We start from the raw sequence: 14,217 nt of genomic DNA on the forward strand, positions 1-14,217 counted from the left end.
ATGAGGTTTACCGGGCCAACCTCTCAGCCGTGAGCGACGCTGCGAAGTTCCCGGACACTTTTAGTGAATCTCACAGCTGAACCCGATCACCGGCTGGGCGCAGGGTCCCTGCCCCCTCGCGTGAAGGTGGCCCAGTCAACCCTCTAGAGCACGTTGGAGGACGGACAGAAGCCGCATCCAGCAGATGATTGGCCTTGCTTTCCTCGCTCCGGACGTTCTCGATCAGAACGCCGCCGGCCGCCAGCCGGTCGCCCTCATCTCATTGGGTCAAACGGCGACAGTTGCCAGCAGACTAAGATCAGCAGCGGCAGACTGTCGGCGGGCTTTGATCCCGGGAAGTGGTGTCGGAAGTGTGAGGCAACACACACCAATCCAGGCCTGTGTCTAAATCCAGGTCAAACGACGTGTCGCACGCCCTTTGACCGTCGTCGCGGCGCCAAGAGTCTCAGGGATGCAGCACGTCCACGTCTCGGATGACGCCGCCACTTGCTCGAGAGCAGTGCTTTAAGATTTTAGCTTGGAAACAGCAGCATAGTTGGATCAAGAGGCGGCGCCTCAGGCTACAATGGGCCAAAAGTTAACGGCAGCGCCTAACGCTGCACCCGAAAACCGCATCGCGCCAAATGCCAAACAGAGACACCCGCAATTTTGGTCAGCTACTTCGCCTGTGATTTCGAGTCTCTAGGGGGAAGCACGTCTCGCATGCTGAGGAAAACACGTCACAATGTGGCGGAAGCGGTGGGATTCGAACCCACGGTGGGGTTCCCCCCACGCTGGTTTTCAAGACCAGAGCCTTAAACCACTCGGCCACACTTCCGTTCGGACCGGCTTGGCCGGGTCCCGTCGGTCCGAATACGCGGGGCGGATCGATTCTGAAAGGCGCTCACAGGCGAATTCCGCTGATCGTGAGGCGAAGTGCAAGCTTCCGCCCTTCCCTAGGTCACCGCAACCCTGTATGTTGTGGCAAAAGGCAGGCGGACATACGTGGGGTGGAGGGGGACAATCCCTCCGGGCAACGTTCCAATACCACGGACAGGATCGTCGAAAGGCACGGCGACAAGCACGGCGCTTCAGACCGTGCGACTTTGAGGGCGGAACATGGCACGAGTGGGACTCCGTAAGGTTGTTTTCGGCTTGGCGGCAACCGGGTTGCTGATCGGCTGCGTGGAAGGTGGCGGTCAGACCGGCGGGGACGGGTCGCAGGTTTCGGCTCCGACCAGGGCGGCGACCGGTGCCCGCGATATCGAGGCGCCCGAGGTCTACCAGGCCAGCGACAGCGCGCTTTGGGACGGGCGTCCCTCGCTGGGCGGGATCTGGGTGGCGGCACCCGACGCGGACAATCCGGAACGGGTGGCGATCTTCAACCCGGCGACTGGAAAGACGGTCACCGGCGCATTGTTCAAGCGCGAACGCGAGAACCCCGGCCCCCGCCTGCAACTGTCCTCTGATGCGGCCGAGGCGCTTGGCATCCTGGCCGGCCAGCCGACGCAGATCCGGGTGACCGCGCTGCGCAAGGAAGAGGTGAAGGAAGCCGCCCCCGCCGCAGAGGCAGCCGTCGCAACGGCCTCAGATCCCGCCGCAGCCCCCGCCGGAGACGGCGCCGAAGCCGCCGCCATCGCCTCGGCAGCCCTGGACGCAGTCGAGTCCGGGTCCACCGAAGCGGCCCCCGCCGAAGGCTCTGCCGACCTTTCGGGTGAAGCGGTCGCTGCAGCCGCCGTCGCAGGGGCCGAAGCCATCGCGCCCGACGCCGTGCCGAAGAAAAAGACGTGGAAGGAACGCCGCGCCGAGGCAAAGGCCGCGCGCGAAGCCAAACGCCGCGCCGCCGCCGAGGCCAAGGCTGCGGCCGCGGCAGCCGCTGCCGGAACCGCGGTGGTCGAGGGCGAGGGCGAGGCCCCGACGACCTCTCCCGAGGCGGCAGCCGCAGCCCTTGCCCCGATCGAATCCGCTCCCCTTGACGCGCGCAGCGCCGACGTTGCCGAACCGGCGCCCGCCGCGCGCAAGACCGTGGGCGAGACCCCTGCCCCGGCCCGGGCCGCCGCACCTGCCGTCGAAGCCCCCGCCGCCAGCGGTCCGGCGCGGCCAATACAGGTTGCGTCGTTTTCCAAGGAAGACAACGCCAAGCGCGCCGCCGAGGCACTGGCCAAGATCGGTGTCACCGCGACGCCCCAGAAGTCCGACACCAACGGCAAGGTCGTCTGGGGCGTCGTCGTGATGGGCGATGACGTCATGCTGAAGAAGATCAAGGACGCCGGTTTCGCCGACGCCTACTACCTGAAATAAAGGCTCGCCCATGCTGAACCGCCTGCGTCTTGTCCTGACCGTTGTCGCCCTTGCGCTGGCAGCCCTGCCCGCCCGCGCCTTCGAGACGGCGGCCACCGCCGCCTGGGTCTATGACATGACCACTGGCACTGTGCTGATGGACAAGAACGCCGACCAGTCGCTGCCCCCGGCCTCGATGTCGAAGATCATGACCATCAACATGCTGTTCGAGGCGCTGCGCGACGGCCGCGTGACGATGGAGACCGAATTCGCCGTCTCCTCCCGCGCCACGGCAATGGGTGGATCGACCATGTTCCTGCAGGAAAGCGACCGGCCCACGGTGAACGAACTGATCCACGGCATGATCGTCAACTCGGGCAACGATGCCTGCGTCGTGGTCGCCGAAGGGCTGGCCGGCACCGAAGAGGCCTTCTCGGCCCAGATGACCGAACGCGCCAAGGCGCTGGGGATGATGCACTCGACCTTCGCAAACGCCTCGGGCTGGCCGGACCCCGACCACCGCATGTCGATGCGCGACCTGGGCATCCTGGCCCAGCATCTGATCGAGGATTTCCCGGAATACTACCCGATCTTCGCCGAGACCGAGTTCAACTACAAGGACCGCGCGCCGGCCAATGCCCGCAACCGCAACCCGCTGCTGGAACTTGGCGTGGGGGCGGACGGGCTGAAGACCGGGCATACGCAGGAGGCGGGCTATGGCCTGGTCGGCAGCGCCAAGCAGGGCGACCGGCGGATCATCTTCGTGATCACCGGCCTTGCCTCGGAAGAGGCGCGCGCCGAGGAATCCGAACGCATCGTCGCCTGGGCCTTCCGGCAATTCTCGGAAAAGACCGTGGCCAAGGCCGGAACCCGCGTCGCCGAGGCCGAAGTGCACATGGGTGCGGCCGCAACCGTGGGCCTCGTTCCGGCAGAAGACGTGCGCCTTCTGGTGCCCGCGCTGGTGCAGGACAGCGTGACCGCCGAAGTGGTCTACAACGGCCCCCTGGTCGCGCCGGTCGCCAAGGGCACTCCGGTTGCCGAGCTGATCGTCCACGCCCCCGACCTGCCCGACCGCCGCGTGCCGCTGGTCGCCGAGGCCGACGTCGCATCGGCCGGGTTCATGAAGCGGCTGACCACGGCCGCAGGGACGCTTTACGCCCGCTACATCGGGACGCCGGCCAGCTGAATGGCTGGCCTCTTCCTCTCGTTCGAAGGCATCGACGGCTCGGGCAAGTCCACGCAGGCCCGCCTTCTGGCCGACACCCTGCGGGTCCGGGGCCACAGCGTCACTCTGACCCGCGAGCCAGGCGGCAGTGCGGGGGCCGAGGAAATCCGCCGCCTCGTCCTGGAAGGCGCCACCGACCGCTGGTCGCCCGAGACCGAGATCCTCCTCTTCACCGCCGCCCGCCGCGACCATCTGGAAAAGACCATCCGCCCCGCCCTGGCCCGGGGCGAGATCGTGATCACCGACCGCTTCGCCGACAGCACTCGCATCTTCCAGGGCATCACCCGGGGCGACCTGAGCGACACGGTCGACCGGCTGCACGCCCTGATGATCGGGGTCGAGCCGGACCTGACCCTCCTCTTCGACCTTGACCCAGCCAAGGGCCTTGCGCGCGCCACCGCCCGCGCCGGAACCGAGTTGCGGTTCGAGGATATGGGCCTCGCCTTCCAGGAAATGGCCCGCGCGGGCTTCCTGGCCCTTGCAGCGCGGCAAGACCGTTTCCGCGTGATCGACGCCGATGCGCCCCCCGACACAGTGGCCGACCGTGTCTGGCAGGTGGTCGCACCGCATCTTGTCGTCGGATTGCCCCAACTGCCCAGCTAAACTGAACCGCAAGGTGGGCGATATCGCCCACCCTACGCCTGCGCCTGGGCCGCAAACCTCTTCGGGCCGATTTCGCCGTGCACCCCCCGTAGGGTGGGCGACTCGCCCACCTTCCTCGCTAGGGATGCGGACTGATGTTGGCGCATTCACAGGTGGGAAGACGCGATGAGCACGACAGCCATGCAGTTTCGGGATGATTTTTCGTATCGCGTCACGACTTTGCGGAAGTGTTTGAGCGTGTTGAGGAAGCATTCGACGAGGTTGCACGGTCGCTAAAGGACGGGATCGACAGAGCGCTGCACCTTCCGGTCACGGGGGGGGCGATGTGCCAGCGCCTGCCTCGATCAGGTCCACAAGGGCGCGGGCGTCATAGCCCCGATCCGCCCCCGCATCGCCCGGACCCGGGTGCAAGCCAGGCAGACCTGCCACCTGCACCTAGTCCGACACACCAAGTCCGACGCCGCCAAGTCGACGCCGCCAAGTCCGACGCCGCCTAGACCGATCCCTGTCTGGGCGAGAGTGTGATCGCGACGTGCAGACCGCGTGGGTCGACCAACGCGTTGCCGCCGATCCTTCACCCGCGCCACACCTCGCGGCTTGTTCGGCAACAGCAGCTGGAGCAGCCCCTGGTCGAAGTCCGAAAGATCAGCACGCGCCATGTCCACTTCCTGCCGAAAGGGAACCGCAGCCCAAGTGCAACGGGAATCCCGGTTATGCGTTCGGAACCTGGTCCGGCAGCATCGCCGGGTTCCAGGCCACCTCCCACAGATGCCCGTCCGGGTCCTGGAAATACCCGGCATAGCCGCCGTAGAACGTGTCCTGCGGCAGTTTCACGACCTTGGCCCCCGCCTTCCGGGCCGCGGAGATGACGGCGTCGACCTCCTCCCGGTGATGGACGTTGTGCGCAAGGGCAAAGGCTGTCGGACTGACAGGCTGCACCGGCAGACCCGTGTCGTGGGCCAGATCGGCCTGCGCCCAAAGTGCCAGCGTCACGCCGCCCGCCAGCGGAAAGAACGCCACCGCACCATGCGCGAATTCACGCCCGACGATCCCCTCGGTCGGCAGACCCAGGCCATCCCGGTAAAACGCGACCGAGCGGTCAAGGTCCGCGACGCCCAGCGTGATCAGCGACAGTCTTGGCTGCATGATGTCCTCCAACACGTGGGGATGCCCCGAGGGCCGCCGCAGAACCTATCCCGAGCCATTCGCACCATGTTCCGTCCGCTTGCCGCCAACATGCCGCCCTGGCCCACCCCAGGTCAACCGCGGCACAGCGTTCGTTCCGGGCGTCGGCAGGCTCGGCTCACCACTCCGCCGGATACGCCGAAGGCAAAGTAAACGCCCACGACCAACTCGTTGATTTCCTTACGCTGGAAACCCCGTCCACGCGCGGGCTGCCCACAGACCCCCTTCCCCTTCCCCCCGTCGCCATGCAATCTCCGTCGCATGGCCGCGACCGACCCTCTGCCCGAACCCGACCGCCTGGAAGGCGCCCCCCACCCGCGCGAGACGCGGGTTCTGGTCGGCCATGCCGCGCAGGAAACCGAGTTCCTGCGCGCCTTCACCTCCGGCCGCCTCCACCACGCCTGGATGCTGACCGGCCCGAAAGGCGTCGGCAAGGCCACCCTTGCCTGGCGCCTGGCCCGGTTCCTGCTGGCCACGCCGGACGACGACGGCGGGATGTTCGCAGCCCCGCCGCCCGACAGCCTTGACGTGCCCGACAGCCACCCCGTCGCCCGCCGCCTGCTCCAGCTGGCCGAGCCGCGGCACTTCCTCCTCCGCCGCGCCCCGAACGACAAGGAGACCGCGCTCAGCCAGGTCATCTCGGTCGACGAGGTGCGGAAGATGAAGTCTTTCTTCGCCCTCTCTGCCGCCGATGGGGGCCGCCGCACCGCGATCATCGACGCGGTCGACGAGATGAACCCCGCCGCCGCGAACGCCCTTCTGAAACTGCTCGAAGAGCCCCCGGCCAACGTCACCCTCTTTCTGATCGCCCACCAGCCCGCGCGGCTTCTGCCCACGATCCGCTCGCGCTGCCGCGAGCTGCGCCTGACCCCACTGCCCCCCCAGGGCCTTGCCGACGCCTTGACCCAGGCCGGAGGCGACGTCGCCCCCGAAGACCGCAGCGCGCTCGCCGAACTCTCCGGCGGCTCGGTGGGCGAGGCGTTCCGGCTGACCAACCTCGACGGGCTGAAACTCTACAGCGCCCTCACCCGCCTCTTTGCCACCCTGCCGCGCCTTGACCGCCCCCAGGCCCTGGCCCTGGCCGATCTCGCCGCTGCACGCGGTGCTGCCGAGACCTTCGACCTGATCGTCACCCTCATCGACCTTTTCCTGGCCCGCCTTGCCCGTTTCGGCGCGACCGGACAGACCCCGCCCGAGGCCGCCCCGAACGAAGCCCCGCTGCTGGCCCGCCTCGCCCCGCACGCCCAGGCCGCCCGCGCCTGGGCCGAGCTTGCCCAGACCCTTTCGGCCCGGGCCCGGCGGGGCAAGGCGGTGAACCTTGACCCTGCCGCGCTTCTGATGGATATCCTCCTGAAGGTCGACGAGACGGCGGGAAGCCTCGCCCAGAGGTAGCCCGAATGACATCCGAACTCGACCTGGTCGACAGCCACTGTCACCTCGACTTCCCGGACCTGATCCAGGAAACCGAGGCGATCATTGCCCGTGCCCGCGCGGCAGGGGTGAACCGGATGGTCACGATCTGCACCCGCCTGAAGAACGAACCCAAGGTCCGCGCCCTGGCCGAGGCGCATGCCGAGGTCTTCTACGCCGCCGGCACCCATCCGATGAGCGCCGCCGAAGAACCCCTGACCTCGGTCGAGGATCTGGTCGCCCTTTCCCGGCATCCCCGCTTCGTCGGCATCGGCGAGACCGGGCTCGACTACCACTACACGGCAGATTCGAAGGCCATCCAGCAGACCAGCCTGCGCATCCATATCGAGGCCGCGCAGGAAACCGGGCTGCCGCTGATCATCCACTCCCGCGACGCCGATCAGGACATGGAAACGATCCTCGCCGAAGGCATGGCCGCGAAGCCCTACACCTGCGTCATGCACTGCTTTTCCTCCGGCCCCCGCCTGGCCCAGGCCGCGCTGGACATGGGGTTCACCCTCTCGATCTCCGGCATCGCCGCCTTCCCCAGGTCACAGGACCTGCGCGACATCTTCGCACGCGCGCCGATTGACCGGCTGATCCTGGAAACCGACAGCCCCTACCTTGCCCCGCCGCCCTTCCGCGGCAAGCGGAACGAACCGGCCTATGTGGCCCACACCGCCCGCGCCCTCGCCCCGGTCTTCGGCCTGAGCCTGGAGGCTTTCGCCGCCCAGACGACCGCGAACTTCGACCGCCTCTTCCCCCGCGCCGCCCGCACGGCAAAGGCGGCGTGATGGCGAAACTGACCTTCACCATCCTTGGCTGCGGCTCGTCGGGCGGGGTCCCCCGCCTTGGCGGCATCTGGGGCGACTGCGACCCCGCAAACCCGAAGAACCGGCGCCGCCGCTGTTCCATGCTGATCACCCGTGAGACGGCCGAGGGCACGACGCGCGTCCTGATCGACACCTCGCCCGACATGCGGGATCAGCTGCTGGATGCGAACATCGGCGCGCTGGACGGGGTCGTCTACACCCACAGCCACGCCGACCACATGCACGGCATCGACGATCTGCGGCAGCTGGTCTTCAACCAGGGCCAGCGCCTTCCGGTCTGGGCCGACGGCCCGACGCAAGAGGCGCTCCTGTCCCGCTTCGGCTATGCCTTCGTCCAACCCGAAGGCTCACCCTACCCGCCCATCCTCGATCTCCACACCATCGACGGCCCCGTCTCGGTCGCGGGTGCCGGAGGCCCGGTGACCCTGACCCCGTTCCGCGCCGACCACGGCAGCATGGACGCGCTCGGCTTCCGCATCGGCCCCCTCGCCTACCTGCCCGACGCCGTCGACATCCCCGCCGAAAGCTGGCCGGTGCTGGAGGGCCTGGACTGCTGGATCGTCGACGCACTCCGCCGCAAGCCGCACCCGACCCATGCCCATCTTGACATGACCCTCGGCTGGATCGCCCGCGCCGAACCAGCCCGTGCAGTGATCACCAACATGCACATCGACCTGGACTACGAGATCCTGAAAGCTGAACTTCCGCCCCACATCAGCCCCGCCTTCGACGGGATGACGATCACCTACGACAACCAGCCCTGACCCCAAGGGCTTTCATACTGGTAGAAATATCCCACGGGGGTCCGGGGGTGTGAAACCCCCGGTCCGCCGCCCGCCATGAGCGCCCTCCTCGACGTCATCCTCCCGGTCTTCCTGGTCATCGGATTCGGCTATGCCGTCGTCAGGGCGGGCCTCCTGGCCGAACCCGCCATCGACGGGTTGATGCGCTTCGCGCAGAACTTCGCGGTGCCCTGCCTTCTTTTCCGCTCCATCGCGCATCTCGACCTTTCTGCGGCCTACGATATTGGCCTGATGACCAGCTTCTACGTCGGAGCCTTCGCCGGCTTCTTCGCCTGCTTCTTCGGGGCGATGCTGGTCTTCCGCCGCGCCATGCCCGACGCCGTCAGCATCGGCTTCGCCGGGCTCTTCTCGAACTCGCTTCTCCTTGGCCTGGCCATCACCGAGCGCGCCTACGGGACCGAGGCCTTGCAAGGCAACTACGCCATCATCTCGCTGCACGCGCCCATGCTGTACGGCTTCGGCATCGCGCTGATGGAATGGGCGCGCAGCCGGGGGGCCGGGATGTCGGGGGTCGCGCTGACCCGCCAGATCACCCGCGCGATCCTGTCGCAATCATTGGTGATCGGCATCCTTCTGGGGTTCGCGGTGAACCTGGCCGGAAATCCGCTGCCCGGTTTCTTCTGGTCAGGCGTCGACATGATCGCCCGTGCGGCAATCCCGGTCGCGCTGTTCGGGCTGGGCGGCGTCCTGGTCCGCTACCGGATCGAGGGTGACATCGGCCCGGTCCTGATGGTCACCGCCGCCTCGCTGCTGCTGCATCCCGCAATCACCTGGGGCCTTGGCACCCAGGTCTTCCATCTGGACACCGCGGCACTGCGGTCCGCTGTGGTGACCGCGGCGATGGCGCCCGGCGTCAACGCCTACATGTTCGCCCACATGTACGGGGTCGGCAAACGGGTCAACGCCTCAAGCGTGCTGGTCGCGACCGCCGCGTCCATCGTCACGGCCTGGGCCTGGCTGCACATCCTGCCCTGACTGCCGCAAGGCCGCCGCTACACCCCGCGACGAGAAGACGAAGTCGCACGAGGAGCCGTCCCTTAGCGCCCCGTCACGCCGCGCAGCCGGTCCGACCGCCGCCGCAAGAGCTCGACCGTGGTCAGAAGCGCGATCGAGATCACCACCAGGATCGTCGCCACCGCCAGGATCGCCGGGCTGATCTGTTCGCGGATGCCGTTCCACATCTGTCGCGGGATCGTCTGCTGGTCGGGGCCCGCGATGAACAGGACCGCCACCACCTCGTCGAACGAGGTGACAAAGGCGAAAAGCGCGCCCGAGATGACGCCCGGCAGGATCAGCGGCATCACCACCTTGAAGAACACCGTCCGCGGATTGGCCCCCAGCGACTGCGCGGCGCGGATCAGAGACTGGTCAAAGCCCGACAGCGTCGCCGTCACGGTGATGATGACAAAGGGGATGCCCAGGATGGTATGCGCCAGGATCACGCCCAGATAGGTCGAGGTCAGCCGCCCGCACTCCAGCCCGATGATGCCGCAGGGGTTCGAGTAGAAGAAGAACATCCCTGTGGCGATGATGATGATCGGAACGATCATCGGGCTGATCAGGATCGCCATGATCGTGCGGCGATAGGGCATCTCGGGCCGCGACAGGCCCAGGGCGGCCAGCGTCCCCAGCACCGTGGCCAGGATCGTCGCCCAGAAGCCGATGATGACCGAGTTCTTCGCGGCGTTCACCCAGGTGGAGTTTTCCCACATGTCGGCAAACCAGCTGCCATCCCGCGGCACATCCGGTGCCTGCATCCCGAAGGTCAGCAGCATGTCGTACCAGCGCGCCGAATAGCCCGTGGGGTCCAGCTGCACCATCTTCTCGGTGAAACTGAAGTAGGGCTCGACGTTGAACGACAGCGGAATGACGATCAGGATCGGCGCGATCAGGAAGATGAAGACCAGCGCACAGATCACCTGGTAGGTGCGGTGCCACAGGCGCTCCAGCGGGTCGGCATAGGTCGGCAGCGCCATCAGGTCACCCCAGTTTCAGGCGGTCGATGCCGACCAGCCGGTCATAAAGCCAGTACAGGATCAGGACACCGACCAGCAGCATGGCGGACAGGGCCGCAGCCATCGACCAGTTTGAATTGTCCATGTGGAAGGCGATCATGTTCGAGAAAAGCTGTCCGTCCGCCCCACCGACCAGCGCAGGCGTGATGTAGTAGCCCACGGCCAGGATGAAGACGAGAAGCGAGCCCGCGCCGATCCCCGGCAGGGTCTGCGGCAGGTAGATCCGCCGGAACGTCGTCCAGGACGTGGCCCCCAACGACCGCGCCGCGCGGGCATAGCTGGGCGGGATCACCCGCATCACCGAATACAGCGGCAGGATCATGAACGGCAGCAGGATATGCGTCATCACGATGATCGTGCCGGTCTGGTTGTTGATCATCCGCAGCCGCCCGTCTTCGGTCAGCGCGCCAATCCAGACGAGAAGATCGTTGATCACGCCCTCGCCCTGCAGAAGTGCCATCCAGCTCGTGGTGCGCACCAGAAGCGAGGTCCAGAACGGCAACAGGACCAGGATCATCAGAAGGTTGGCCTTGGCCATCGGCAGCGTCGCCAAGAGATGCGCGACCGGAAAGCCGATCAGGAGGCAGATCAGTGTAATGAGACCCGACAACAGGAAGGTCTTGAAGAAGAGGTAGACATAGATCTGCCGGTTTTCGTCCACGCGGACCAGGTTGCCGTCCGAACCGCGCTCGAAGTCGGTGGCGGCCATGTAGAAGTCGGTGGTGTAGGGGCTGGCAGCACCACGCATCGCGCCCCAGACATCCGCCTCGCCCCAGCGCGCGTCGACAGCCAGGAAGGCGTCGCGGAAAGGCGGGGCAAGCTCGTCCGCGTTCCGCGCCGTCTTGGTGAAAAGCGACCGTGTCTCGGGCAGGACATAGTTCACCCGTGTCCCGGCCTCGCCGGCAGTGCGGTTGGCCTGCATGCCGCGGAAATCCTCGGCCAGGGCGGCGAAGGCCGCCTCGTCCGGCTCGGTGCCTGCGGGGTTCGCCGCAAACCAGGCCGCAATCGCGGGGGCGTTGGCGGAAAATCCGTCATGGTAGATCGACCGGTGCAGCATCTGGCCGATCGGCAGCACGAAGCTGACCAGGACGAACAGCAACAGCGGCACGACCAGCAGAAACGCCCGGCGGCGCGCCTTGGCCTGGGCCTGGGCAAGCGCCTCGGCCAGCGGGCGTCCATCGGCGGTGGTCAGAAGTTCGGCCATGCTCATCTCGGTCAGGAAAGGCGGCGCGGGAGGTGATCCCCCCGCGCCAAGGGGTCATCAGCCGGCAGCAAGCCAGGCGTTGAAGCGCTCGTTCAGCTCGGCGTCCCGGTCAACCCAGAACTCCCAGTTCGATTCCAGCGCATTCTTCATGTTGTCGGGATGGGTCGGCAGATGCGTCGCCATCTCGGTCTTGCCGTCGTTGAAGATCAGCGGTTCAAGCAGGGCCGACTTGCGTGCCGGGCCGTAGCTGATCCACTGCGCCTGCTGGCGCAGGCCTTCGGTCGAGGTGGCATAGGCGATGAACTGCTTCGCCTCTTCCATGTTCGGAGCGCCCTTCGGGATCACGTACATTTCGTTTTCGTAGATCTGACCATCCCAGACGATCTGGAAGGGCTTCGATTCCGCGATCTGGGCGCTGAAGATCCGGCCGTTGTAGGCGGTGGTCATCACGACTTCGCCGTCAGCAAGGATCTGCGGCGCCTGGGCACCGGCTTCCCACCAGACGACTTCCGACTTGATGGTGTCCAGTTTCGCGAAGGCACGGTCGATGCCTTCCGGAGTGCCGAGCACGGTGTAGACTTCGCCAGCCGGAACGCCGTCCGCCATCAGGGCGAATTCCAGAACGGCTTTCGCGCCCTTGCGCAACCCGCGCTTGCCGGGGAACTTCTCCAGGTCGAAGAAATCGGCGGCAGTGGTCGGGCCTTCGGGGAACTTCGTCGTGTCATAGGCGAAGACGGTCGCCCAGATGTCGGTCGAGACGCCGCAATCGGTGACCGCGCCGGCCAGGAAGTCATCGGCCGCCGGGGTGCCGTCCGAGCCGGGCGGCAGGATGGCGATGTCGATCGGCTCGAGCACGCCTTCGTCGCACAGACGGATCGCGTCGGCATATTCAAGGCTGGCCACGTCGACGGTGACGTTGTTCGCCTCGACCATCGCCTTGATCGGCGTGGCGGGGTTTTCGCTGTCGACCATCATGGTGGCGATGCCGGTCGCGGCGGTGAAAGGCTTCAGGTGGCCTTCGGTCTGTGCCGCCCCGTAAGAGCCGCCCCAGGACATCACCGTCACGTCGGCGTGCGCCGCGGCGGAGAAGCCCACAAGGGCGGTGGAGAGGATGAGAGTCTTCTTCATTCGGGTCTCCCTGTTTTGTTGGTTATCAGTCGTGGCCGAAACTCCGGCCGGGTATCAAGGGTCCAGCGCGCGGGCATCCTGAGGATGCCAGCCCACCTTGATCTTCTGACCCGGGACCAGCTTGGTCTGCCCCAGGGTATTGCGCATCTTCATCACGAAGTCGTCGGTCCCCGCGACCTTCAGCACGGCGCGCAGGATGTCGCCCATGTAGATCATCTCGACCACTTCGGCATCCAGCGTGTGAACGCCGGGGGGCATCATCTCGGGCTTGAATTCCACCCGTTCGGGCCGGATCGAGACCAGGGTCTTCTGGCCCTTTTCCTTCACGTTCACCGGGGTGGCGTCGATCAGCTCTCCAGTCGCAAGTCGCACCAGCGCCTTGTCGCCGTTCAGTTCCTCCAGCGTGCCGGGCAGCTTGTTGTTCTCGCCGATGAACTGCGCGACAAAGCTGTTGTCGGGGCGTTCGTAAAGGTCCGAGGGCGGGGCCAGCTGCTGGATCTTGCCGTCGTTGAACACCGCGACGCGGTCCGACATGGTCAGCGCCTCGCCCTGGTCGTGGGTCACATAGACCACGGTGATCCCCAAGGATTCGTGCAGGTGCTTGATCTCGAACTGCATGTGTTCGCGCAGCTGCTTGTCCAGCGCCCCCAGGGGTTCGTCCATCAGCACAAGCTTGGGGTCGAAAACCAGCGCCCGCGCCAGTGCGATGCGCTGCTGCTGGCCACCGGACAGCTGGGCCGGGCGGCGGGCGGTGAACGCGCCCATCTGCACCATGTCCAGCGCGCGGGCGATCTTCGCCTCGCGCTCGGACTTGCCCATGCCGCGGACTTCCAGCGGGAAGGACAGGTTCTCGCCCACCGTCATGTGCGGGAACAGCGCATAGTTCTGGAACACCATCCCGATCCCGCGCTTGTGCGGCGGCACCTGGTTGATCGGCGTGCCGTCCAGCCGGATCTCGCCGTTGGTTGCGGTCTCGAACCCGGCCAGCATCATCAGGCAGGTGGTCTTGCCCGACCCGGACGGCCCGAGCATGGTCAGAAACTCGCCCTTGGCGATGGTCAGGTTCAGGTCCTTCACGACCAGCGTGACGCCATCATAGCTTTTCTGGACGTGCTCAAACGCGACGAAGGCGTCGTTGCGGGGCTCAAGCGTCACCCGTGTCTCCCTGATGTGCTGGACGCCTTGGGCGTCTCTTCTGCTTGATTCGACTAAACCGAATGCGCCCCTTCAATGCAACGCACTTTTTCTGCGCGAAAGGGCCGTTATGCGACGGCTTTGGGTCCCTTTGCGCCCCTGCGGGAAAAACGGTCAGTTTCGGGTGCCAGAGCGGTCGATCTGCCTGCGATCTGCGCAAGAAAAGGAGGCATTCCGGCAGGGCACGGCCCGGAAATGCGAAGGGCGCGAAGGTTTCCCCCGCGCCCTTTGGCTTGTCCCGACCGACCCTGGTGCGGATGAAAAGACTCGAACTTTCACTCCGGTTAAGGAACAGCGACCTCAACGCTGCGCGTCTACCAATTCCGCCACATCCGCACGGGGTCTGGTCTTGGACGCC

Annotated in this window: 12 protein-coding genes, 2 tRNA genes and 1 pseudogene; 7 read left to right on the forward strand and 8 right to left on the reverse strand. The window is 66.3% G+C overall.

What is annotated here, in order from left to right; translation table 11 throughout:
- Positions 1-727 precede the first annotated feature (727 nt).
- Positions 728-817 (reverse strand) — tRNA-Ser (locus U1E69_RS11805).
- Positions 818-1,134: 317 nt separating this feature from the next.
- Here U1E69_RS11805 and U1E69_RS22615 point away from each other — a divergent pair.
- From U1E69_RS22615 to tmk, 3 genes are read left to right on the forward strand one after another with little or no spacing between them, the layout of a single operon-like run.
- Positions 1,135-2,280, forward strand: coding sequence for an SPOR domain-containing protein (locus U1E69_RS22615; protein WP_416200281.1), 1,146 nt, complete (start codon positions 1,135-1,137; stop codon positions 2,278-2,280).
- A gap of 10 nt (positions 2,281-2,290) precedes the next feature.
- On the forward strand, positions 2,291-3,445 hold the full coding sequence (locus tag U1E69_RS11820) for a D-alanyl-D-alanine carboxypeptidase family protein (RefSeq protein WP_322244574.1): 1,155 nt from the start codon (positions 2,291-2,293) through the stop codon (positions 3,443-3,445).
- On the forward strand, positions 3,446-4,087 hold the full coding sequence (gene tmk / locus U1E69_RS11825) for a dTMP kinase (RefSeq protein ID WP_322244575.1): 642 nt from the start codon (positions 3,446-3,448) through the stop codon (positions 4,085-4,087).
- A gap of 563 nt (positions 4,088-4,650) precedes the next feature.
- Here tmk and U1E69_RS11830 read toward each other — a convergent pair.
- A pseudogene (locus U1E69_RS11830) lies at positions 4,651-4,746 on the reverse strand (IS5/IS1182 family transposase); the annotation flags it as partial.
- Between the two features lie 52 nt (positions 4,747-4,798).
- Entirely contained in the window at positions 4,799-5,233 is a 435-nt protein-coding gene (locus tag U1E69_RS11835) for a VOC family protein (protein ID WP_322244576.1), read from the reverse strand.
- A 300-nt stretch (positions 5,234-5,533) separates the two neighbouring features.
- Here U1E69_RS11835 and U1E69_RS11840 point away from each other — a divergent pair, with 300 nt between their 5' ends.
- From U1E69_RS11840 to U1E69_RS11855, 4 genes are all read left to right on the forward strand, one after another.
- The gene (locus U1E69_RS11840) at positions 5,534-6,664 is read left to right on the forward strand and encodes a DNA polymerase III subunit delta' (RefSeq protein ID WP_322244577.1); all 1,131 of its coding nucleotides are present in this window, start codon (positions 5,534-5,536) and stop codon (positions 6,662-6,664) included.
- 5 nt (positions 6,665-6,669) lie between these two features.
- A complete protein-coding gene (locus tag U1E69_RS11845) occupies positions 6,670-7,476 on the forward strand; it encodes a TatD family hydrolase (RefSeq protein ID WP_322244578.1) in 807 nt (268 codons plus the stop codon).
- Positions 7,476-8,279, forward strand: a complete 804-nt coding sequence (locus tag U1E69_RS11850; protein ID WP_322244579.1) for an MBL fold metallo-hydrolase — start codon at positions 7,476-7,478, stop codon at positions 8,277-8,279. The genes U1E69_RS11845 and U1E69_RS11850 overlap by 1 nt, the downstream gene beginning before the upstream one ends.
- 75 nt (positions 8,280-8,354) lie before the next feature.
- Positions 8,355-9,293 carry an AEC family transporter gene (locus tag U1E69_RS11855; RefSeq protein WP_322244580.1) on the forward strand — a complete coding sequence of 313 codons (939 nt, stop codon included), beginning with the start codon at positions 8,355-8,357 and terminating at the stop codon, positions 9,291-9,293.
- Positions 9,294-9,355: 62 nt separating this feature from the next.
- On the opposite strand, the gene U1E69_RS11860 is transcribed toward U1E69_RS11855, so the two are convergent.
- From U1E69_RS11860 to U1E69_RS11880, 5 genes are all read right to left on the reverse strand, one after another.
- The gene (locus tag U1E69_RS11860) at positions 9,356-10,294 is read right to left on the reverse strand and encodes an ABC transporter permease (RefSeq protein ID WP_322244581.1); all 939 of its coding nucleotides are present in this window, start codon (positions 10,292-10,294) and stop codon (positions 9,356-9,358) included.
- Between the two features lie 4 nt (positions 10,295-10,298).
- Positions 10,299-11,537 (reverse strand): ABC transporter permease, encoded by a 1,239-nt coding sequence (locus U1E69_RS11865; RefSeq protein WP_416200282.1) that lies wholly within the window; start codon positions 11,535-11,537, stop codon positions 10,299-10,301.
- 57 nt (positions 11,538-11,594) lie between these two features.
- Positions 11,595-12,665, reverse strand: a complete 1,071-nt coding sequence (locus U1E69_RS11870) for an ABC transporter substrate-binding protein (protein ID WP_322244583.1) — start codon at positions 12,663-12,665, stop codon at positions 11,595-11,597.
- 54 nt (positions 12,666-12,719) lie between these two features.
- Positions 12,720-13,820, reverse strand: coding sequence for an ABC transporter ATP-binding protein (locus tag U1E69_RS11875; RefSeq protein WP_322244584.1), 1,101 nt, complete (start codon positions 13,818-13,820; stop codon positions 12,720-12,722).
- 288 nt (positions 13,821-14,108) lie between these two features.
- Positions 14,109-14,195: transfer RNA gene (locus tag U1E69_RS11880), tRNA-Leu, on the reverse strand.
- Positions 14,196-14,217: the final 22 nt, after the last annotated feature.

The organism is Tabrizicola sp. (genome assembly GCF_034366665.1).
In the GTDB taxonomy this organism is placed as follows: Bacteria; Pseudomonadota; Alphaproteobacteria; order Rhodobacterales; family Rhodobacteraceae; genus Tabrizicola.

Coding starts and splice junctions, on each gene's coding strand:
- U1E69_RS11870 (WP_322244583.1), bottom strand. CDS start 12,665: ATGAAGAAGACTCTCATCCTCTCCACCGCCCTTGTGGGCTTCTCCGCC.
- U1E69_RS11860 (WP_322244581.1), bottom strand. CDS start 10,294: ATGGCGCTGCCGACCTATGCCGACCCGCTGGAGCGCCTGTGGCACCGC.
- U1E69_RS11820 (WP_322244574.1), top strand. CDS start 2,291: ATGCTGAACCGCCTGCGTCTTGTCCTGACCGTTGTCGCCCTTGCGCTG.
- U1E69_RS11850 (WP_322244579.1), top strand. CDS start 7,476: ATGGCGAAACTGACCTTCACCATCCTTGGCTGCGGCTCGTCGGGCGGG.
- U1E69_RS11835 (WP_322244576.1), bottom strand. CDS start 5,233: ATGCAGCCAAGACTGTCGCTGATCACGCTGGGCGTCGCGGACCTTGAC.
- U1E69_RS11840 (WP_322244577.1), top strand. CDS start 5,534: ATGGCCGCGACCGACCCTCTGCCCGAACCCGACCGCCTGGAAGGCGCC.
- tmk (WP_322244575.1), top strand. CDS start 3,446: ATGGCTGGCCTCTTCCTCTCGTTCGAAGGCATCGACGGCTCGGGCAAG.
- U1E69_RS11865 (WP_416200282.1), bottom strand. CDS start 11,537: ATGGCCGAACTTCTGACCACCGCCGATGGACGCCCGCTGGCCGAGGCG.
- U1E69_RS11855 (WP_322244580.1), top strand. CDS start 8,355: ATGAGCGCCCTCCTCGACGTCATCCTCCCGGTCTTCCTGGTCATCGGA.
- U1E69_RS11845 (WP_322244578.1), top strand. CDS start 6,670: ATGACATCCGAACTCGACCTGGTCGACAGCCACTGTCACCTCGACTTC.